At 47.6% G+C, this 21908-nt stretch carries 15 protein-coding genes; 7 read left to right on the top strand and 8 right to left on the bottom strand.

Features of this window, described 5'->3' with window-relative positions; translation table 11 throughout:
• The first annotated feature begins 83 nt into the window (after positions 1-83).
• The 5 genes from FTO70_RS08270 (at position 84) to FTO70_RS08250 (ending at position 7320) form a co-directional block, all read left to right on the top strand.
• Entirely contained in the window at positions 84-1118 is a 1035-nt protein-coding gene (locus tag FTO70_RS08270; protein WP_255335267.1) for an inorganic phosphate transporter, read from the top strand.
• Positions 1118-1810, top strand: a complete 693-nt coding sequence (locus FTO70_RS08265; RefSeq protein ID WP_255335266.1) for a TIGR00153 family protein — start codon at positions 1118-1120, stop codon at positions 1808-1810. Before FTO70_RS08270 ends, FTO70_RS08265 begins: the two co-directional genes overlap by 1 nt.
• A 566-nt stretch (positions 1811-2376) precedes the next feature.
• Positions 2377-3594: a threonine synthase gene (thrC, locus tag FTO70_RS08260; RefSeq protein ID WP_255335265.1), complete on the top strand. Its 1218-nt coding sequence runs from the start codon at positions 2377-2379 to the stop codon at positions 3592-3594.
• Positions 3595-4011: 417 nt separating this feature from the next.
• Positions 4012-6912: a leucine--tRNA ligase gene (gene leuS / locus FTO70_RS08255; protein WP_255335264.1), complete on the top strand. Its 2901-nt coding sequence runs from the start codon at positions 4012-4014 to the stop codon at positions 6910-6912.
• 183 nt (positions 6913-7095) lie between these two features.
• Positions 7096-7320: a hypothetical protein gene (locus FTO70_RS08250; protein WP_255335263.1), complete on the top strand. Its 225-nt coding sequence runs from the start codon at positions 7096-7098 to the stop codon at positions 7318-7320.
• 366 nt (positions 7321-7686) lie between these two features.
• On the opposite strand, the gene FTO70_RS08245 is transcribed toward FTO70_RS08250, so the two are convergent.
• The 8 genes from FTO70_RS08245 to FTO70_RS08210 all read right to left on the bottom strand — a co-directional run bounded on the left by FTO70_RS08245 (position 7687) and on the right by FTO70_RS08210 (position 18997).
• Positions 7687-9117 (bottom strand): flippase, encoded by a 1431-nt coding sequence (locus FTO70_RS08245; protein ID WP_255335262.1) that lies wholly within the window; start codon positions 9115-9117, stop codon positions 7687-7689.
• 270 nt (positions 9118-9387) lie between these two features.
• Positions 9388-10644, bottom strand: coding sequence for a PGF-pre-PGF domain-containing protein (locus FTO70_RS08240; RefSeq protein ID WP_255335261.1), 1257 nt, complete (start codon positions 10642-10644; stop codon positions 9388-9390).
• A 4-nt stretch (positions 10645-10648) separates the two neighbouring features.
• Positions 10649-12955, bottom strand: coding sequence for an S-layer protein domain-containing protein (locus tag FTO70_RS08235; RefSeq protein ID WP_255335260.1), 2307 nt, complete (start codon positions 12953-12955; stop codon positions 10649-10651).
• 209 nt (positions 12956-13164) lie between these two features.
• Complete coding sequence (locus FTO70_RS08230) at positions 13165-13311, bottom strand: hypothetical protein (RefSeq protein WP_255335259.1); 147 nt, start codon at positions 13309-13311, stop codon at positions 13165-13167.
• Positions 13312-13375: 64 nt separating this feature from the next.
• Positions 13376-13579 (bottom strand): nitrilase-related carbon-nitrogen hydrolase, encoded by a 204-nt coding sequence (locus FTO70_RS08225; protein ID WP_255335280.1) that lies wholly within the window; start codon positions 13577-13579, stop codon positions 13376-13378.
• Between the two features lie 176 nt (positions 13580-13755).
• A complete protein-coding gene (locus tag FTO70_RS08220) occupies positions 13756-17049 on the bottom strand; it encodes a PAS domain S-box protein (protein WP_369694348.1) in 3294 nt (1097 codons plus the stop codon).
• Positions 17050-17264: 215 nt separating this feature from the next.
• A complete protein-coding gene (locus FTO70_RS08215) occupies positions 17265-18224 on the bottom strand; it encodes a nitrilase-related carbon-nitrogen hydrolase (protein WP_255335257.1) in 960 nt (319 codons plus the stop codon).
• A gap of 146 nt (positions 18225-18370) precedes the next feature.
• Positions 18371-18997: a hypothetical protein gene (locus tag FTO70_RS08210; protein WP_255335256.1), complete on the bottom strand. Its 627-nt coding sequence runs from the start codon at positions 18995-18997 to the stop codon at positions 18371-18373.
• 614 nt (positions 18998-19611) lie between these two features.
• Here FTO70_RS08210 and FTO70_RS08205 point away from each other — a divergent pair.
• Entirely contained in the window at positions 19612-20109 is a 498-nt protein-coding gene (locus FTO70_RS08205) for a pyruvoyl-dependent arginine decarboxylase (RefSeq protein WP_255335255.1), read from the top strand.
• A 745-nt stretch (positions 20110-20854) separates the two neighbouring features.
• Positions 20855-21892, top strand: a complete 1038-nt coding sequence (locus tag FTO70_RS08200; RefSeq protein ID WP_255335254.1) for a deoxyhypusine synthase — start codon at positions 20855-20857, stop codon at positions 21890-21892.
• The last annotated feature ends 16 nt before the right edge of the window (positions 21893-21908 follow it).

The following is a 21908-nucleotide window of genomic DNA, read 5'->3' as shown; positions in this document are numbered from 1 at the left end:
AAACGGAGTTTATAGATGCAGGGAAAGCTCATTTCCTCTAACCTGCATACCTAACCCGTCCCTCTTTTCCGGAGGCAGCCTGAATGGAAACATACCTGACCGCAGCCCTGCTCCTTGCAGGCTTCTACATGGCCTGGAACATAGGAGCAAATGACCTTGCCAATGCCATGGGCACCGTTGTCGGGACCGGAGCCCTTTCTATCAGGCAGGTCATCGTCCTTGCGGCGGGCTTCGAGTTCCTGGGTGCGGTTTTTTTCGGGCAGAGGGTCACCTCCACCATTGCGAAGGGCATCGTCCCCATAGACCTTATCGGGAACCAGGGAGAAATCGGGACACAGATGGTAGTCCTGGGGATGCTGGCCGCAACCCTGGCCGCCGGACTCTGGGTGACCCTTGCCACCTTTTACAACCTGCCGGTCTCCACCAGCCATGCGACTGTCGGCGGGGTCCTGGGTTTCGGGCTTTCCACTGCCTACCTCGGAGCCATTCCCTTTTCCGCAATAAACTGGCCTGTCATGCTGCGAATCGTCACTAGCTGGTTCATTTCCCCTGTGATGGGCGCCATCCTCGGTTTCTCCCTCTTTGTCCTGATCCGGGCCCTGGTCCTGCACAGGGTAGAAGGAGACGTGGAAAAGTACTTCGTCCCCCTGCAGGTCCTGACAGCCTGTTATATCGCCTTTGCCCACGGCTCCAATGACGTGGCAAGCGCAGTGGGTCCGATAACAGCCGCCTTTACAGCGTTCGGGATTATAGGAAAAGAAGTCCCGGACTGGATTTTTGTTTTCGGGGGCCTGGGGATGGTGCTCGGGCTTGCGACCTGGGGCTACAGGGTAATCGAGACCATCGGCTCGAAGATCACGGAACTCACTCCCTCCAGGGGCTTTTCCGCCCAGTTTGCAACAGCCTCGGTCGTGCTCCTGCACAGCTACATCTCCCTTCCCATCTCCACCACCCACATCCTGGTGGGCTCCGTGATTGGGGTAGGGCTTGCAGGTGGGCTTTCTTCAGTGGATTTAAGTGTTATCTGGAAGATATTCTTTTCATGGATAGTAACTGTTCCCGTGGCAGCCGCTACATCCGCGCTGATCTTTCTGGGGCTTGAAGGGGTCGGGGTATAATGGCAGCAAAATACGAACGCTCGGTTATTCAGGTTTTCGGGAGGCCTCCTTTCCTCCCTCTCGAAGAGCATGCAAAAAAAGCGGTAATATCAGCTGGCATGCTGAAAAAGACAGTCCGGGCATACCTGGACGGGGACATGGAAAAAGTGGAACTTATGGCTGCGGAACTTGGAAAAATCGAAGAGGAAGCCGACTATATCAAGCAGACCATCCGGTCCGGGCTCACTTCTTCTGTAAAGCTGCCCGTAGACCCCAAACTTCTCTTAAACTTCCTTTCCGAACAGGATATAATCATCAACGACGCCAGGAACGCCGCCTACTGGATGAAACTCCGGGAATACCGGGAACTCCCCCCGGAAATAAGGGGAGGCTTCCTGGAACTCAGTGAAAAAACCGAAGAGACCGTCAAAAAGTACTATACATTGATAGAGAAACTGTACAAACTGGTAACCCTTTCATTCAGCAAAAAACAGATAGTGGAAGCCTTTGAAATCGTCCCGGACATAGAAAAGCTCGAACACGACACGGACAAAATCGAATCCCGCCTCCACAAGCAGATCTTCAGGAACCAGGAAACCCTCAGGGGCGCAGGGGTCTGCCACCTGACCGAACTTGTGGAAAAGATAGGAGACCTTGCAGACAGGTCGGTAAGTTCCGCCGACGCCCTGAAGACCATGGTCATCCGCAGGTGAACAGGCACTCAACCGAGAGAGGGCTCATTTTCGGCTTTTTCAGGCAAATGTCCGGTATATTCAGGTAAATTTTCAGTTCATGCAAGTAGATCATTAGGTCATTACAGTAGATTTTTTGGTCATTCAAGTAGACTTTTAGTTTAGTTTCGGCTCGATTCCGGCCCTATTCCATTCCATTCTATTCTGGTCCGATTCTGGGCTGGTCCGGTAAGTTTCAGCTTATATTCACTTTGTTGCCAGGTAATTTTTGTTTTAGGGCAATTTTCAGCTCATGAAATGTATCTTTCCGGCATTTACCTGAGCCGGCCTGCGGCCCGAAAACAGTATGATTTAAAAGCAAGTAGCGTATTAAGGATACAAAATATTATTAAACTCTGATATTATACTAATCCGAAACCCGGATTATGTAACCGGGATTATGCTAGTTAAAACCCCGGATTACGATAACCTGAAACTCTGGATTACGATAACCTGAAAACCCGGGTGTGAATTTGAAACCCGGCACAGAACCCTACTAACTGAAAAATTTCCGCTAATTTGAAATTATCAGACACAGGAGCAATCTAATGTATCATTTAAAATGTATCGAATGCGGTGCAGAGTATTCCAAAGACGAAGTGATCTACACCTGCCGCAAATGTGACGGGCTGCTCGATGTCATTTATGACTACTCATCCATTGAAATCGACATGGAAAAATTAAAGACCGAATGCCCTTCGGTCTGGAAATACGCAAAACTCCTCCCGGTTGACCGGGAGCCTGTGACCATTCACGAAGGCGGGACCCCGCTCTACAGGTGCGACCGCCTGGCGAAAAAGATCGGCATCAAGGAACTTTATGTGAAGCACGAGGGTATGAACCCCACCGGCTCTTTCAAGGACAGGGGCATGACCGTGGGGGTCTCAAAGGCGCTCGAACTCGGAATGAGCACCGTCGCCTGTGCCTCGACAGGGAACACCTCCGCAGCCCTTGCTATCTACGGGGCAAAGGCAGGGATCCCCGTGATCGTGCTGCTCCCGGCAGGGAAGGTAGCCCTCGGCAAGGTAGCCCAGGCCCTCATGCACGGGGCAAAGGTCCTGAGCATCCGCGGAAACTTCGATGACGCCCTTGAGCTTGTGCGCACCCTCTGTTCCCAGGAAAAGATCTACCTCTTAAACTCCATCAACCCCTACAGGCTGGAAGGCCAGAAGACCATCGGCTTTGAAATCGCAGACCAGCTCGGTTTCAAGGTGCCTGACAGGGTTGTCCTGCCCGTGGGCAACGCCGGGAACATCACTGCGATTTACAAGGGCTTCAGGGAATTCAAATTGCTCGGCATCACGGACTCGGTCCCGAAGATGACCGGGATCCAGGCAGAAGGCTCCTGTCCGATTGTGAAAGCCATAAAGAGCGGGGCTCCTCAAATCACTCCGGAAGAAAACCCGGAAACCGTTGCAACGGCCATAAGGATCGGAAACCCGGTAAACGCAACGAAAGCCCTCAACGCCATAAGGGAGTCCGGCGGCACTGCCGAATCCGTAAGCGACGAAGAGATCATTGCCGCCCAGAAAGACCTGGCCCGGCTCGAAGGCATAGGAGTCGAACCCGCAAGTGCAGCCTCGGTTGCAGGGCTCAAAAAACTCGTAGACCTGGGAGTAATAGGCAGGGATGAGACCGTCGTCTGCATCACCACCGGTCACCTCCTCAAGGATCCGCAGGGAGTAATCGACGTCTGCGAAGATCCGATTGTAGTTGACGCCAGCATTGAAGCCATCAGGGAAGCCATCTTCGGGAAGGAAAAATAATAGGAACCCGAATCCTGAAGATAAAATCGGAAGACAGCTTTGAAAAACAGTTCGAAAAACAAGTTCGAAAAACAAGTTTGAAAAACAAGTTTGGAAAACAAGTTTGGAAAACAAATCAGTAAGATAATTATTTACGTGCCGGAACCGTAAACAGTCCCAATTGTGGGCTAACCGGATTCCGGCATCCCCAATCCTTTCAGGCATCCTGAAAACACTGAAGTTTGCAAAACCTCTTGAACTTGCAGACCGCTGAAGTTTGCAAAATCTCTTGAACTTGCAAAACCCCTTGCAATTATACCCGGATATACTCGGGCCTTTAAGGTTACATCATTAAGGTCACATCATATTCTTTCGACCTCACTAAGACCTTTTTACGTTACAAATTTTACCCATAATCATCGACGGGCGTGAACGCGAATGGAGCAGGACTACAGACCTCACGATATCGAAACGAAATGGCAGAAAAAGTGGAACGAAAGCAGGATTTTCGAGCCCGAGCCCGATTCCCGGGAAAAGTTCTTCATCACCATCCCCTACCCCTACCTTAACGGGAACCTGCATGCAGGGCACACAAGGACCTTTACCATAGGGGACGTTGTGGCCCGGCACAAACGGATGCTCGGGAAAAACGTGCTTTACCCCATGGGTTTCCACGTAACCGGCACGCCCATTGTGGGCCTGGCCGAACTGATCGCAAGCCGGGACCCCCAGACCATGGACGTCTACGAGCGCCTCCACGGAATCCCGGGAGACATCCTGCCGACCCTCGATACTCCGGAAAAAATCGTGGACTACTTCAAAGTGGAATCCGAAAAAGCCATGCGCATGATCGGCTACTCCATCGACTGGAGGCGCAAGTTCACAACCACGGACCCGACATACAAGAAGTTCATCGAGTGGCAGTACATCCGGCTGGAAGAAAAAGGCCTGATCGTAAAAGGCTCCCACCCGGTCAAGTGGTGTCCGAACGACAACAACCCTGTAGAAGACCACGACATCCTGCACGGGGAAGAAGCCACAATCGTTGAGTTCACCCTTATCAAGTTCCGCTACAAGGACCTGGTCCTCCCCTGCGCCACCCTCCGCCCGGAAACCACCTACGGGGTTACCAACCTCTGGGTCAACCCGAAAGTGGACTATGTAAAAGCCAGGGTCGAAAAGGACGGGAAAGTTGAGTTCTGGGTAGTAAGCAAAGAAGCCTTCAGGAAACTCACCTTCACGGACCGGGAAGTAGAATATGTCGAGGACGTGCCTGCAAAAGACATCATAGGGATCATGCTCACAAACCCGGTCACCGGGGACGAAGTAATCTCCCTGCCGGCTTCATTCGTAAAGCCCGGAAACGGGAGCGGAATCGTCATGAGTGTGCCTGCTCACGCACCTTTTGACTACCTGGCCCTCCGCGACCTCTACGATGCGGACCTGAGCGAATACGGGATAACCGAAGACCTCAGTGAAATCAAGCTGATATCCCTGATCAAAGTCCCCGAATTCGGGGAATTCCCGGCAAAAGAGATCGTAGAAACCATGGGAATTGCAAGCCAGGCCGACCCGAAAGCCGAGGAAGCCACAAAGATCGTGTACAGGAGGGAGTTCCACGGCGGAGTCTTAAAGGAAATCACCGGGAAATACACGGGATACCCGGTCTCTAAGATCAAGGACATCCTTACCCGTGACTTCATCGCCGAAAACGTAGGGGAAACCTTCTACGAATTCAGCGAGCCCGTAGTCTGCCGCTGCGGGACACCCTGTGTGGTGAACATGGTAAAGGGCCAGTGGTTCCTGAACTACTCGAACCCCGAATGGAAGGAGAAGGTCTACAAATGCCTGAACCAGATGCGGATCATCCCTGCAGAGTACAGGGTCGAGTTTGAGAACAAGGTCGACTGGCTCAAGGACAAGGCCTGCGCCCGCAGGAAAGGCCTGGGCACCCGCCTGCCCTTTGATAAGGAATGGCTGATCGAGTCCCTGGGCGACTCCACAATCTACATGTGCTACTACATCGTTGCCAAGTTCATCCAGAAAGGCGACCTCACCATAGACCAGCTTACCCTTTCCTTCTTTGACTACGTGCTTTTCGGGAAAGGCGATGCTGCAGCGGTTGCGGAAGAAACGGGCGTAACCCCGGCCCTTCTGGAAGAAATCCGCAGTGACTTCACTTACTGGTACCCCGTAGACCTCCGTTCCTCAGGAAAAGACCTGGTCCCGAACCACCTGCTCTTCTTCCTCTTCCACCACGTGGCCCTCTTTGACGAGGACAAATGGCCAGGTTCCCTTGCAGTAAACGGCTTTGTTTCCCTGGAAGGGCAGAAGATGAGCAAGTCCAAGGGCCCCATCCTTACCCTGGAAAGTGCGGTCAGTGAATACGGGGCAGACATCACAAGGATGTACATCCTCTCCACCGCAGAACAGACCCAGGATGCCGACTGGCAGAAGACGGGGATCGATTCCGCCCGGAGGCAGGTGGACAGGTTCTACGCCTTTGCCAGGGACGTGATCGAGAGTGGAAAGCGTGCCACTATCGGCACCGAACTTAAGCAGATCGACCGCTGGATGCTTTCACGGATGCAGAACTACATCAGGGAGACAAACGTTGCCCTGGACTCGATCCAGACCAGGGAAGCCATCCAGAACTCCTTCTTCCTGCTCATAAACGACGTGAGATGGTATCAGAGGAGAGGCGGGGAAGCTCTGCTCTACTACGTGCTGGACACCTGGGTCAGGCTTATGGCCCCCTTCACCCCGCACCTCTGCGAGGAGATCTGGGAAGCCATGGGCCACGAAGACCCCATTTCCCTTGCCCAGTACCCCCTCTACAACGACGACCTCATTGACGAAGGCGCCGAACTTGCCGAAGAACTGGTCAAAGGTACCCTGGACGACGTGGAAGAGATCATTCGGGTTACGAAGATGACCCCGCAAAAAGTCCATCTCTACACAGCCCCTGCCTGGAAAACCGAAGCCATAAACTGCGCCTGCACAATCCAGGCCGAAGGTTCCCTGGACGTAGGGACCCTGATCAAAGCTCTTATGGCAAACCCCGAAATGAAACGTTTCGGCAAGGAAATCCCGAAATTCGTCCAGAAACTCGTTCCCGAGTTCAAGAGCGGAGGAGCCGAACGCTATGAGACCTTTGCCGGCCTCGGGCTCGACGAAGAAGCCCTCCTGAAAGAGTCTTCAGCCTTCCTGGAAAAAGAAATCGACTGCCCCATCGAAATCTACAGCGCCGATTCCCCGGCCTACGACCCGGAAAAGAAGTCCAGGTTTGCAGAACCCCTCAGGCCTGCGATTTACATCGAAGCAAAGAAAGAAGAATGAAAAAAGAATAAAAGCATCCTGCCGTGTCCTTACAGGCAGGCCATCAAGGACTTTCCGGGTAAAACGTTGAAACCCGGAACTTCTACTTTTTTTATTTTTCGTACTTTTCTATTTATTTATAATTTAGTTTGATTATATTTTTATGCAGTTCAGTTTTATTTTTCAGTTTCATGTTTTAGTTTTGTGAGTGCTTCCGTAACTTACCCGACCCTCCTTTTTGCCGCCTATTCCCTTATCCCGGTTTCCCGGTGCCTCACAAAATCAAGTCCTTCATATAAGACCCCGCACCCTCACCGGTTGCGCAAGCAACCGGCCTTTCCTGAAAAAAGTGGAAAAAGTGAAAAAAACCTTCAGGAATCCGGCTTCGACCCGACAATCCCCGTGGGGACTTTAAAGAGAAAAGAGTGAACAGATGACTGAGAAATATATTGCAATAACCAGAAAGGTTATCATAATGACTTAAGAATGTACCTGGAATTACATAAAAGGATATACGGATGACGTAAAGAAAGAATTCACAATATTCACAAAAAATACAAGGATTCAATTTGAGATTTGTATATCCTTCACGACCCAGAAAATATTTTGTAGCACTTTATTTTAATTTATTTTTGGAAGAGGCGCCGCCAGCAATCTGGCGGGGTTATCCTATCAGCACTTAGACTGAAAGCGGTTTCAGGGTTTAAGGAAGTATTTCTCAGGCAAGTTGAGGGGGATATTCCTATCAACGCTTAAAAAGGAAAAGAACAGGAGACTCTGAACAGGGGACTCAGTTCAGGACCTGCTTCTTGAGATCAGCTTTGAAAACAAATTTTTATCATCCGCATCCATCCACCCTGTTATGTAAAGCACTGCCGCAAACACCGGTAAGGAAAGAGCACTCAGGAACAGAATCCCCGCATACGGCCGGAAAAAGATAATAAGCAGGGACATTGCGCCCGCGGCAGCCAGAGGGGAGACAGTTTCGCGAAACAGGCTTTTATGCAAAAGGTTTCCGTAAATCCAGGACATGCCGAACGCCATTGCTGCAAGTTCTGAAAATACGGTTGCAAGCGCAGCCCCGGTGTAACTCATAGTGGGAATTAAGGCCAGGTTTAAAGCTATGTTCAGGAATGTTGCCAGGACTGCTGTTTTTGAGATGATCTGCTGGTTTCCGCTTGAAATGCAGGTCGAACTTACCAGGGAATTTACAAACATGAGAGCGGTTGCCCAGACCAGTATCTGGAGCACGATTATTGAGTTTTGGTATTCAGGCCCGTAAACCGCAAGGATGATTTTATCCGAATTGAAAGTTACCAGGACTGCAGCCAGTAAACCTGCAGCAAAGAGGTACTTAAAAGTCCTGGCGTATGCAAACCCGAAAGAGTCAAAAGAGTCTTTAAAATATTTTGACATTAAAGGAAAAGCAGAAGTTGTAAATGCTGCGGGCAAAAAGACAAGGGCCTCTGTCAACCTGTAGGCAGCCGAATAAAAACCGACATCAAGGTCCCCCTGTAAAAAAGAGAGCATAAGGGTGTCGATTCTGAAATATATAACCGAAAAGACCGAGGCAATTGCTACCGGAACTGCCTCCCTGAAAAGGTTTTTCATTAAAAGGGGATCGATCTCGAAAGATACGTTTACCAGTCTTTTTGAAAACGCGACCATCAGGAAATTATGCACAAAAGTGGCCAGGACCGAAGAAAAAACAAAAACAGGAAGACCAAGGTGCCCCCTGACAGCCAGGAGGACGAATGAAAGAAAGAAGATTTTGCTCACAAGGTTAAAAAAGAGGGAATATTCCATCCTCAATTTTGCCTCGTAAATAATCCCATAGGCTCCTGCCCCGCTGGCAAGCAGCCCGAAAGAGGCGATATACAGCGCGCTTTTCGTCTCAGGTAGAAAATCCAGGACACTTATCATAAAAAACGATAATGCCAGAGCAATCAACGAGAAGAAGACTTTCATTATTGTCCCGTTGCCGATCAGTTTGCCTGCAGCCTGAGGCTCTTTTGAAGCCTCCCTCACAAGTATCCTGTGGATCCCCAGGTCCGGGATAAAGCTAAAAAAATAGATAAAAGCAAAAGCAAAAGAGAACTTCCCGAAGTCCTCAGGCCCTAAATAACGGGCAATATATAACAGAGCAATGAAACTGAGAATTTTCGCTGCCGTGCCGCTGAGGAATAAATACCCGCTGTTCCTGGCAAGCCTTTTGATCGTGTCCATAAAAATATCTGAAAAAGTTATACAATCCAGAAATATAACTCTGTTGCTTTTAAAGGGTATTTTTCAAAAAAAGCCTGCAAACTCGCTTTTGCCGGCATAATATAGTTGTAGAGGCTTGTAAGACAGGGTATCGAAGGAAATGAAAAAAAATTGAAACCTGGCCCCCACCATTTTTACTTAGATAATATCTCTTGAAAGACCGGACCGGGGGCCTGGATCGGGGCCTGAGACTGAAAAGGGCTTTTTACAGACAAAGGCTGGCTTTATGCCTTAAAATCTCCTGCACATTAAACAGGCACACGCAAAAAACCCTAACGCGGAAATCATGCCCAGGCCCGGAGTCGCCTCTTTTTCGGGCTCTTCGGCGTATTTAGATCCGACATTTTCATCGGCAGATGGAGCTTTTGAATTTACACTGCCAGAGGTGCTGGCCTGCATTTCAAAATACTCTTCCGTAAGCCCTGTTATTGCAAAGGGTGAAAAGCCGGGGGTTTCAGCCTCAAAATAGATGTACCCTTCATCTTCGCTTACTTTCTTTGTGGAGAGCGGGGCCCACATTTCGTCGCCGTATCGCCACAGCCTGATAGAGGATTCCGGAATAGCATTCTTCTCCAGCCAGGCTTTCTCCACTTTAAAGCCGATGACGGGGTTTTCAATATTTTCAGGAGTCGCAACGCCCCCGTTTCCGACCCATATGTTCAGGTATTTGTAGACTTTTCCCTCAGGTTCAATCGGGGTAAGTATTGACTTTCCTTTTAACATCTCGACGACGGTTGTCACCTTTCCGAAACTTTTCCTGGCTTCGAACTCCACATAAACTATGCATGTGACCCCTTGCTTGAACTCGAACTCCACATTGTTCCCGTTTGCAACGAACTGCTGGGCCAGTTCTTTGGTCTCGACATTGCTCTGGGGTTCAGGAGAGCCCCCACCACCTCCGCCGCTGCTCCCGCCGGATGAGCCGGAAGTTTTTCCCCGGACCGGTTTGTTAGCGGTAATTGAGAGGGAATAAACCCCGCTTCCTAATGAGACGGAACTCTGTTCCTTCATGTCGACATCCTTATTCCCGCAGGTCATGGTCAGGGTGTAGCCGGAAGGTACGTCCTTTACATCCCAGCTTACACTGGCCGTCGAGCCCGTAGGGACTGTAAGCTTCAGGTCCCAGGTGATACTGCCGGAATCCGGCCTGATGTCATTTGCAAGGCGCGTTACAACTTCATGGCTGCAGGGGAAGTATACATCCAGTGCTTCTTCCATAGGGAGGGGAGGGGCAGGTATATCGAGATACCTGTCAAAACCGTCCGTGGCATTCTCGCTGACACCGAAGGTACGGATATAGGCGGCTGGAGGAAAAAGGGGAGCTCCGGTACCGTCTGGAGTTGAGCGTGAAATAACATTAACTGAAACTGCCCACAGGGATTTGTCGTTATCCGTCTCCCACCCAGGCCCCCATCCGTCACTCACGGCACCAGCCGGATCGGCGCAGAGGACCATCAAAAGTAAAACCGCAATTTTCAATTGAGACATTGTATCACACCATTAACCAGCTGTAGGGGGTTCCTGTGAAAGTGACCTGGGTATCGTTCAATGCCAGAACCCAATAGCCCTTCCCAATCCTGACCGTATTTACTGTATAGTACTGCTTGTTCGTAGGGCTCCATGTATATACAGGCAGGATAACGTCTTCATTATCTCCGAAAATTGAGTTTACATCGGGATTCATGGGGATTAGAGGCGTAGAGACAAGGTTCCATCCTTTTTGGAGGGGTATTGTGTATATGTCACGAGAGGTAACTTCGTTTACATAGAGATTGCTTACTCTGTAGTTTGAGATTGTAATCTCTACAATGGCCCTCGGAAGCAAATCTCCCATGTCTACAGACAGCAAGCGCATCCTGACTTTACCCCCTCCCTCAAAGTCAAATTCAACAGTTTCGTTTATCTCCAGTAGCCCATCTTCTACCATATTTTCTCTTTCGTAAATGTAGTAAGACGCGGAATTCGCTTCTACGAAAACGTCCGTGATTTCGATCACGTAGTTGTTTAGCCGGTACCCGTCTCCTTCCCGGATATCACCTCTATAAAGTGAGACTTCAAATCCAGGACTTCCCTCGAAACTTGCCTTTTCAAAGAGGTAGAACCTGAGAGTATCGGAATCTGCGATCCTGAAACTCATACCTTGGGAAATCTGCTGCACGGAATTTTGATCCAGACTCAGAGGGCTTATGTTTTTTAGTTCCAGATATCCGAACTTAGGGTTTGTGCCTGCCACACCATTCCCGATAGCTACTACCTCAAGTTCTCCGTATTCATCATCATTTTCGATTGTAAAAGCGTTCTCGTAGTCGATGAGCCAGAGTCCTTCAATCTGAGCGAGGCTATCAACAGCACCCTGAAATATCTGGCTGACATGCACTCTCATGACGATGACGTCGTCTTCATCTTCGATACTGTCAAGGTCCACGATCCAGTCACCGGTTTCGCCGGAGACCACGGAGATGATTTCGTCGTCGACGAATTCGCCGTCCTTGGTGAACTCGAGCCAGACTTTCTTACCGTCGACATCGACCTGCTTGGCTTCAAGGGCATATCCTTTACCAAGGGAGAGACTTTCCCCTTTTCTCAGGGTGTACTTTTTATCGTCATCAATGACGAGCCTGGAGAGTTTGTCTGCTTTGGCAAGATGTATATCATCCCCCATCCTCAGAAGCGGGACATATTCTTCTCCAAAGAATCCGATAACCACGAAGTTACCCCATTCTATATGTTCAAACTCCATGGAGCAAACTGTGGAATTATAGACTAATTTGTTTGCAGGAATTACTCTCCCTTCAAGGCTTTCTATTGTGATCTGCTCTGTTCCGACTCCTTCGTCGATATTATAATAGAAGCCTTCAAAGTTGAAGGGCATCCATATAACGGGTACGTTATCTTTATTACCATCATACACCGTCCCACGCAACTCATATGTTCCCGGAATTGACATCTCCCGAACAGGGGCAAACCTGAGAATATCATCTTCGGCCACTCTAAGCTTTAACTCCCCCATGGTTGCAATATTGCTACCTTGATCAAGGGAGATATTGTTCCCGTTTTCCAAAAGAATTTCTTTTGAACTAATTGATTTTACTTCCATTTCACCGAAAAAATATCCAGGGATGATTTTGGTGTAGTTGTCCGATATCTGGAAGATTCCTTCTATGAATACAGCAGATGTTTCAGTCCCGGCAAAGACAGTCCCTATGTGGACAATAATTAAGGGTACGTCTTTCACATCCCCGAGGTCAGCTTCATAGATGTAATCGTCATTTGAGGAGAGGAAATCATCGTCCACAACGTCTCCGTCCTTTTCGAGCTGGATCCAGACGGTGCTCCCGTTGATGTCAACTTCTACAATGTTGAGGGCGTATCCCCCCTCAAGGACAAAGGAAGAACCTGAGTAAGCAGACTCTTTGTCATCGGTGTCTCTGAGAACTTGGGCAAGCACACCTTCCTCGATAAAGCTCACGTTGTCAATAGCCTCTTCAACGGCTCCATCCGGATACCCTGCAAAGTACTCGTCTCCCAGGAACCCGATTACCTGATATGACCCCCATTCATCATGCTTAAAATCAGTATAAAATGGCTCTGCTGTGTAAATTATCTCACCTACACCCAGATTTCTGTCTATACTCCTAATTTCCAACTCTTCTGAACCGATTCCGGAGTCAAGGTCGTAGTAGAAACCAGAAAAACTCTGAGCGTTCCAGATATAGGTGGTATTGAGGCCCAGGGCCTCATCCCAGACCCAGTTGCCTGTTGAATAGTTAACGGCTGCATTTGCAGTGCTGACCGACAATAATAAAGAGAATAATGCTACTCCGATTAACACTATTTTAGGTAGTTTATTTATTGGATACCAGGATTCCATCAAACACCCCGCAAAAACTTCTGAATGGGATGTTTGCATGATATACATTAAAACTTTACTAAAGAAACCAATGATTTAAGAAGTATTTATAAACAAAGATTAAATTTTAGAGAGAAGTCAGTTCGGATATAAAGGTCCTACGGTAATAAATAAAGCTCTGCCATTCGGTCTTCAAAAACCGGGATTGACTCTCTTATTTCGTCTTTTCCGTCAAGGTCGAGGTCATGAACTATCACGCACTGTCCGGCGTAGGATTTTACCTCACCCCAGGCGTCAACTACCATCGAGCTCCGGAAAATATCACCGAGCTACAGAAAATAGCATAGAGCTATAGAAAATATCACCGAGCTACAGAAAATAGCTGGCTTCGGGGGCTTTTCCGGTCCTGTTGCAGGCGACGTTAGGGGCCTGGGTTTCGATTGCCCTGGCTTTTACAAGGTTTTTCCAGTGATCGGAACGGGGGTTGGGAAAGGCGGTGGTGGTTACAAGGAGGTCGGAGCCGGCAAGGGAGAGGTATCTTGCAAACGTGGGGAAGCGGAGTTCGTAGCAGATCTCAAAGCCTATTTTCAGCTTTTATCTTTTGAGGAAGAGGGAGTCAATAGAGTCACCTCTGGAAAGGCAGTAGTTTTCACTTTTAAAAAGGTGAGTCTTACTGTAGGAGTCTTACTGTAGGAGTCTTACTGTAGGAGTCTTACTGTAGATCACTGGAAGGTTCAGGATTTAAAAATTCATGCATTACATGCCTGTTCTATTTTACAGGGAAGCGTGACAGTAAACGTACTTCCCTTCCCCGGAGTCGACTCCACCCGGACATGTCCCCCGTGGAGTTCCACAAAACGCTTAACGATAGAAAGCCCCAGGCCCGTACCCTCAAATTCTTTGGAAAAAAATGAATCAACCTGTACGAAGGGCTGAAAAATCCTCTCCAGGTCTTCTTTTGAGATTCCGATGCCCGTATCTGTGACCTTTATCTCCGCAATTCCGTCCCTTTTAAAAGTCTCGACTGTGACTTTCCCGCCCTGTGGGGTAAATTTAACGGCATTGGACAGAAGGTTGTACAGTATGCTCGTAAATCTTTTCCGGTCGGCATGTATGTACTCCAGCCCGGGGTCAAAGTGGGATTCGAGGGTTATGCTCTTATTCGATGCCAGAGGTGACAAAACCTTCAAGTTCTCCTCGATAGTGGCATCAATTGATACAGGCTCATATTGAAGCTCGAAAGTCCCACACTCGATTCTTGAGATGTCCAGCAGGTTATTGACAATTTCCAGAAGATGTTTCCCGCTTTTTAAAATATTGTCAATGTACCTTGCCTGTTTGGCATTGAGCCCGCCGAAGGCCTGGTCCCGCAGGACGTCCGAAAAGCCTATTACAGCGTTCAGAGGAGTCCGCAGTTCATGGCTCATGTTCATTATGAACTCGCTCTTGGCACGGCTGGCGGATTCAGCATCCTTTTTTGCCTTGCGGAGTGTTTCTTCCAGCTCCTTCCTTTCGGTGATGTCCCACATTATTCCCAGCAGGACCGAATCATCTTCCGATATCCCGCGGAACACAACTTTATGGAAAGCCATATGATGGATTTTACCGTCGGCATGCCCAAGGGAAGTTTCGTAGACCAGCGTGCCTTGCTTGTCAATCAATTCCAGGTCGGTGGGGTAATGCAGGTCAGTGATATTTTTAGGAGTAAAATCATAAGCAGGTTGTCCGAGAATACTTTTCTTCTCTTTCCCTATAAATTCTTCAAAGGCCCTGTTGCAGCCTATATACACCCCATTTTTGCTTTTATAGTAAACAGGTGCGGGAATAGCATCAACCAGGTTTTGCAGAAAACGTGTTTTTTCCTGCTGCATAGCCTCTACACGTCTGCGGTCAGTAATGTCACGCAAAATCGCCATAACTGCAGGCCTGCCTTCATATTCTATTAAGGAAGGGTTTAACTCGAATGGGATCATGCGCCTTTTTTTGGTGAGCAGTTCCAGTTCATATCTTTTCGGGAGATTTGGACCATTTTTCAGCTGCCGTTCATATATCTCAAGCAATGACTTCCGGTAATCTTCATGGATGAATTCCGTGAACTTTTTTCCGATTGTTTCTTTCTCGGTGTACCCCATTAATTCGAACATTTTCGTGTTTGCAAATTTTACAAGTTGATCCTGAAGAATAAGAATACCGTCATTTCCTTTTTCAACAAGGCTTGAATATTTTTGTTCTGATGCTTTCAGGGCATCCTCTGCTTTCTTGCGTTCTGTTATATCTTCGAAAATCCCGATGCCCCCCAGCAGAGAACCTTCATCCGAGACCAGAGGACTGTAATTTACTTTAACTGTTATGGTTTTATTGCCCGTAACGGAACGATAGTCACCCTCATAATGGCCTGATTCCCCGGAAAGAGCTGACTCAAGAGCTTTTTTCATTTTGTTATCGTTTAACGCCTTCATGAAATTCAAGCCAACTATATCTGTTTTTCTTCCTCCCACAATAACTGCGAAACTTTCGTTGCAGTGGGTAATGACCCCATTTGGGTCAAAGTGGAAAATTCCAATAGGAGAGCACTCAAAAAGCATCCGATATTTTTGTTCGGAATCTTTTAAAGCCCGTTCTCCTCTTTTGTGCTCAGTAATGTCACGGCCAATAGAAAGCACAGCCGGTTTTCCTTCAAAATCGATAATAGAATTATTGATCTCATGAGGAATGACGGTCCCGTCTTTGCAGCGGGATTTAACCTCAAATATGGAATGGCCTGACTGTTTCGTTAATTTTATCTGGTATCTTATCTCAGGGGAATATTTGGGAATAGCCAGGTTTTTGACCGACATTTCCAGGAATTCTTCCTTTGTATAGCCCATGCGTTTGCAGGTAACTCTGTTAACTTCAAGAATCCTGCCTTCAAGGTCATATATGGCTACTGCGTCATTGGAGTGCTCAAAAATCTCCCTAAATTTTTTTTCTGAACGTTGCAGGGCTTCAACTGCCTTTTTCTGCTCTGTTATATCAATAATTATACCCTGATAATGAGTAATCTCATCATTTTTAATGCGTTCAATCAAAGACCTTTCATCGACCCAGCGCACTTCTCCGGATCTGGCTATGATTCGGTACTCTTTTCGAAAATAGGAATCCCCTTTTTCAGCACATTTGAGACACATTGTACGGAAATCATCAAGATCCTCCGGATGTACGATGTCCTCATATACAAGCCTTCCAGAGGTAAAATCTTCTACGGTATACCCAAACCGGATAATGTTTTCCGATACGAATTCTATAGGAAAACCCTTCCCTGCTTTCCATATAAAAGCGATTACGGGACTGTTAAGATAAATTGATTCCAGCCCTTTTTCTCTTTGTATAAACCTGGGAAGGAGGCCGGCGGGCAACCTCCACTCCCTGCCTGCCGGATGGTTAAGGAATGTCCAGTTCCCATCTTTTTTAATTACAACACACTGGCCGGTCAACAGGTCAAGGGTTTCCGAAAGGGAAAGAGCCCAAAAAGGACAGGCATATAGAAAAACAATATTTTTCTCAGAACCAAGCTCTTCAAGAACTTTCCTGTAACTTTCAACGTAAAAGAGCACGGACTTTCCCGGATTTTCCAGGACCATGCAGACCCGAAGCCCGGAAAAACCATTTGAAAGTGCCTCCTCATACTTTAATTCCAGCAATTGCAAAACTGCCCGGCGGAATACGCTCTCATCTGATGTAGAGGAACCATCAGGGATGCAGACCACCTGGACAGCTTCCGGTCGGGAGGAACAGCTGCAAGGATCCGAATCGATTCCGGCGCCTTCAGGCTCCCATTTTACCTTTTCAGCGCTGAGTGCACCAGCTGAAACCCACAGGCAGCATTCATTCTGTTCAAACCCCACTTTAGAAAAATAAGTGAGTATTTCAGTCTGTTCCTCGATGTTGTCATAAACAGCAGTAAAGTGGCAGCCTGCTTTTATACTTGAAAAAAAGTCGATATTTTTGTCAACGTTTTCTGTCGAAATGTTAACCCTCCAGGAGGTTACAGCTAAAGCATTCAAATTCGGAAAAATGAAAGTAAAGGTATATAATACAGATATTTTCGGCGTTGTGCTACGTTGTAACAAAGAATTATATTAAAAAGATATTGGTTTATTAGACTGTAAAATGGGGGAGTACACCTATTTATTCAACTTTCCATTTTGAAATAAAAGAAATAGCTGCACTTCCGTGTGAGGAAATAAAGTTTCAAACTGAAACATACAGCACTCACCAATCAGCTGAAATAAAGCTCCGCCCTTCGGTCTTCAAAAACCGGGATTGACTTTCTTATTTCGTCTTTTCCGTCAAGGTCGAGGTCATGCACTATCACGCACTCTTTATGCCCGGCGTAGGCTTTTACCTCCCCCCAGGCATCAACTACCATCGAACTCCCGAAATAGATAGCCTCGGGGGCTTTTCCAATCCTGTTGCAGGCGATGTGCGGGACCTGGTTTTCGATTGCCCTGGCTTTTACGAGGGTTTTCCAGTGCTCGGAACGGGGGTTGGGAAAAGCCGCGGTGGTTACAAGGATGTCTGAGCCGGCAAGGGCGAGTTTTCTTGCAATCTCGGGGAAGCGGAGTTCGTAGCAGATCTCAAAGCCTACTTTCAGGCCCCGGGTTTTGAGGGTGATTGGCTCGATCGAGTTTCCCCTGGAAAAGTAACAGTTTTCGGTTTTGAAGGGATGGGTCTTCCTGTAGGTACCTGCAAGGGCTCCGGACTCGAAGCAGAAGCCCAGGTTATAGTAGAGGAATGAATTTTTGTTCTCCTCTGTCTTCTTTCCTGAAGCAACATCTTCAGCCACTGCATTTCCAGAGACAGCGTTATTAATTCCTTTTTTTTCCAGAGCAGTTTCCTTATTTTGCTCCATTTCCCGAGAATAGTTCTTAATCCCTTCCTTTCCAGAAGCAAGGTTTTCTGCACCTTCCTTTTCCAGTGCAACCTTTTCGATAAAGGAACCCATGAGAATGCAGTCGTTAGCTTCGGAAAAGCAAGACAGGTTCTCAAGAGTAGGAGAGGGAAAGCTTTCCGCAGCGTGGTCGAAATTTTCATAGCAAAAGCCAGTGGAAAAGACCTCAGGTAACACGATGAGTTCGGCTCCTTTTCCCACGGCTTCCAGGGCCATGGAGAGGGCTTTTCCAACATTTTTATCCTTTCTGCACTGCAGCACATCCATCTGGATGCAGGCTACTTTCATGTAAGAACCCCGGGGAATGATTAAACTTTAATTAAAAAGTATTTACTATTTTGAGAAATTTGCGATTAAATTAATTAAAAAGTATTTCAGGCTTTGAGAATAAAAGGTTTTCAGGCAACAGGAATTTTCCAGGCAACACGTATTTTTCAGGGAAGGAGGGTAGTTTGCTTGCTCCTGGGGACAAGGCCTTCTAAGTCTATCCTCTGTTTTAAGATCCCGGCAAGTACTTCATTTGCAAAGAGCGCGACTTCTTTCCTGCTGTCCCGGATTTCGTAGGCAGGGTCGTCGGAGGGGACCTCGATTCTCGTTATGTCGGAGCGGTATTTTTTCAGGTGGGTGTCGGAAGCTTCGGTTATTGCCCCGGGTTTTTCCAGGTACTGTTCGAGGTGCTTCTGGGTAATCCCGACAAGTTTCAGTTCAATGCGGAAACACGGCCTTTCAAACAGCCTGGAAATCACGTACACGCCTACGGGAATCCGGAGGTCAAGGTCGATTTTCATGAGCTGGCCCCGGATAAGGGAGTAAATGCTTTCGGGGCCTGGGGGGCTCTCAACCCGGGATTCTCCGCTTTTTTCAGGCAAGGCGTAGATTTTGGAGGGGGGGACCTCAAGCTCCTCCAGCATATCCAGGTCCCTGAGGGCCCGGAGGTAGCCGGTAAGGATAAGGCGGTGCTCGTCTATGCCTCCGGTTTTGAGTTCCCGGGAGACACCGCTGATTGAAAGCTGCTTTTCTGCCAGTAATTCCAGGATTTTAAGGTGGAGCTTCTCTGCCATTTGCACCGATACCAGGGTCAATTATTGATAATTAAGCTTTCCGGCCTTTCAGTCCGGGAAATTGCACTCCTCCGCAAAAGGCAAAATGCTTCCGAGTCCATCTCACTTCTTTTTGGAAGCTTCCCGGAAAAACAGGATTTATTCCGGGCTTAAAGCGAGTAAGAAAATTGCAGGGAGTATGCACACGATTTAATTATCCTACATGATATAAAGCTTATGAGAGAGCCTGAAGCCGATGAAAAAAAACGGGAAATCCGACCGTGAAACAAACTGGCTGAAACAAACCACCTGAAACAAACTGGCTAAAACAGGCTGGTGCAATTAAATTGCCGGTTCAAAAAGCAGGGATAATTAAAACATCAGGAATTTAATTGCAAAATAAAATTAAATAAAATGTTGGAATGGATCGGACCCGGAAAATCCTCCGAAAAACTTTTTTCAAGAAAAAACTCAATTTAAAGCCGGGATGAGAAAATATAAACCATCCATATCCATTTTAAATCGGTAAATAATAAATGAATTTTCCTTTTTCGCCCCGGACGAAGGGCAACGCTTAAAAATGATAATTGCTATCTGCTTAAAGCTTAAATTGACTATTTTTCAAGGATGTAAAGATGATCACAAAGTTAATCCCTAAAAAAGTATTTTTTACCAGTGGGGTCGGTACACACCCCGAACATTTAGAATCATTTGAAGTTGCACTCCGTGATGCAGGTATTGAGAAGTTCAACCTTGTTACCGTGAGCTCCATCCTGCCCCCAGGGTGCGAGATTGTGGATCCGGAAGAAGGCCTGAAAGAACTGAGTCCGGGAGAAATAGTCTTTTGCGTGATGTCCAGAACCTCTTCCAATGAACCGAGAAGAATGCTGAGCACTTCAGTAGGATGCGCTTTTCCCCGGGAAATAAATAAGCACGGTTACATTTCCGAGTACCACGCTTACGGAGAAACTGCCGAAGACGTAGGAAAACACGCCGAGAAACTTGCCAGAAGCATGTACAGCACCTGGACAAATGAGCCCCCAAGCAGAACCTTCAGTATCCCCAGGTCATCTGTTACCGGAGAGAACGGGGACTGGATGACTGTAATCTCTGCGGCAGTTTTTATTATATGATAAGCCATTATCCGGATGGATACTATCGGCCTTTTCCTGAAGGCGGCTATCCGGCAGGGCCCAGTTTTCGGGATGTAGCCCCCCTTAACAGGAGAATTTCATGCCTTTGAAGCTTCTGCGGGGAAGAGAATCTGCATAAATTAATATCCAATAAAAAATATATATTATTCCGGCGTTAGGGTGTCTTTTACCGTATATTCATCACCGGTTATCTATCGCCACTCATTTACCCATCATCACAAGTTATCTATCGCCACTCACTTACCCATCATCACAAGTTATCTGTCATCACTCACTTACCAATCATCACTCATTCGCTTAATCATTCATTCACTGACTTGCATCACCAGCTACCTATCATTATCCACTTCATAAATCACCATTCGCTTAATAAATCACTCACTTACCTTCATTACCAGCTACCTATCATTATCCACTTTATCAATCATTCACTTAATCGATCACTCACTTAATCATTCATTCACTTAATCATTCATTCACTTAATCATTCATTCACTTACTTGCCTCACCAGCTACTATCATTATCCACTTTATCAATCATTCACTTAATCGATCACTCACTTACCTGCCTCACCAGCTACTATCATTATCCACTTTATCAATCATTCACTTAATCGATCACTCACTTACCTGCCTCACCAGCTACCTATCATTATCCACTTTATCAATCATTCACTAATCCATCCGTACCTACTTATCTATCAGTATACCAGTGGAGAATTGCATGCAGCACAATGTATTCACAGATAACCCAACCGTTCCCATCGATGTGAAGGACAGGTCTTTAAGTGAAATACTTGACGGAATGCTCAAGACCGGTTTTCAGGGCAGGAAGCTGGCCGAATCTGTCCAGGCCTGGCATAACATGGTGAAAGAAAAGAACATGACAGTGCTCATGGGCTTATCCGGAGCCATGGTCCCAGCCGGCATGCGCCGGGTTATTTCCTACATGATCCGGGAAAGAATGATCGACTGCCTGGTAAGCACCGGAGCAAACATGTTCCATGACTGCCACGAAGCCCTGGGCAGGAAACACTACGTCGGATCCCACCTGGCTAATGATGAAAAACTCTTCGAGCACGGGGTAGACAGGATTTACGACGTCTTTGCAGTGGAAGATGAGTTCAGGGTTGCAGATAACCTGATCGCAGACTTTGCAGAGGAAATCGGAGAGATTTCCTGCTCTTCAAGGGAGTTTATGCACCTCCTGGGAAAAGAACTCGTAAAGAGAGGGGCTCCGGAAGATTCGATAGTTGTAAGCGCTTACAGGCACAATGTCCCGATCTTTATCCCCGCCCTTTCGGACAGTTCCATAGGAATCGGGCTTACCATTGCAAGAAGAAGAGGGTTAAAGCTTGAAATTGACCAGATAAAAGACGTTGACGAGATCACACAGATTGTGGAAAAATCCGGAAGGACCGGCGTCGTCTACGTAGGGGGAGGAGTCCCGAAGAACTTCATCCAGCAGACCGAAGTGATAGCCTCCATCCTCGGAATGGATATAGGAGGTCATGACTATGCTATCCAGTATACTTCCGACGCCCCGCACTGGGGAGGACTTTCAGGCTGTACTTTTGATGAGGCAGTCTCCTGGGGAAAGATCGCAGCCCAGGCAAAAAAAGTCCAGGTCTTTGTGGACGCTACCATTGCCCTTCCGATCGTCGCCCATGCCCTGCATGAGAAATGCCGCGAAACGAAGCGCAGTGCCCCGGTTTTTGACTGGGAAGGGCCGGAAGGGCTTGATATCGCTTATGAAGAATAATTACGCTCACAAATAT

Origin of the sequence: Methanosarcina sp. KYL-1, from assembly GCF_024372725.1 — an archaeon.
In the GTDB taxonomy this organism is placed as follows: domain Archaea; phylum Halobacteriota; class Methanosarcinia; order Methanosarcinales; family Methanosarcinaceae; genus Methanosarcina.
This window is presented reverse-complemented; position numbering and strand designations above follow the sequence as displayed.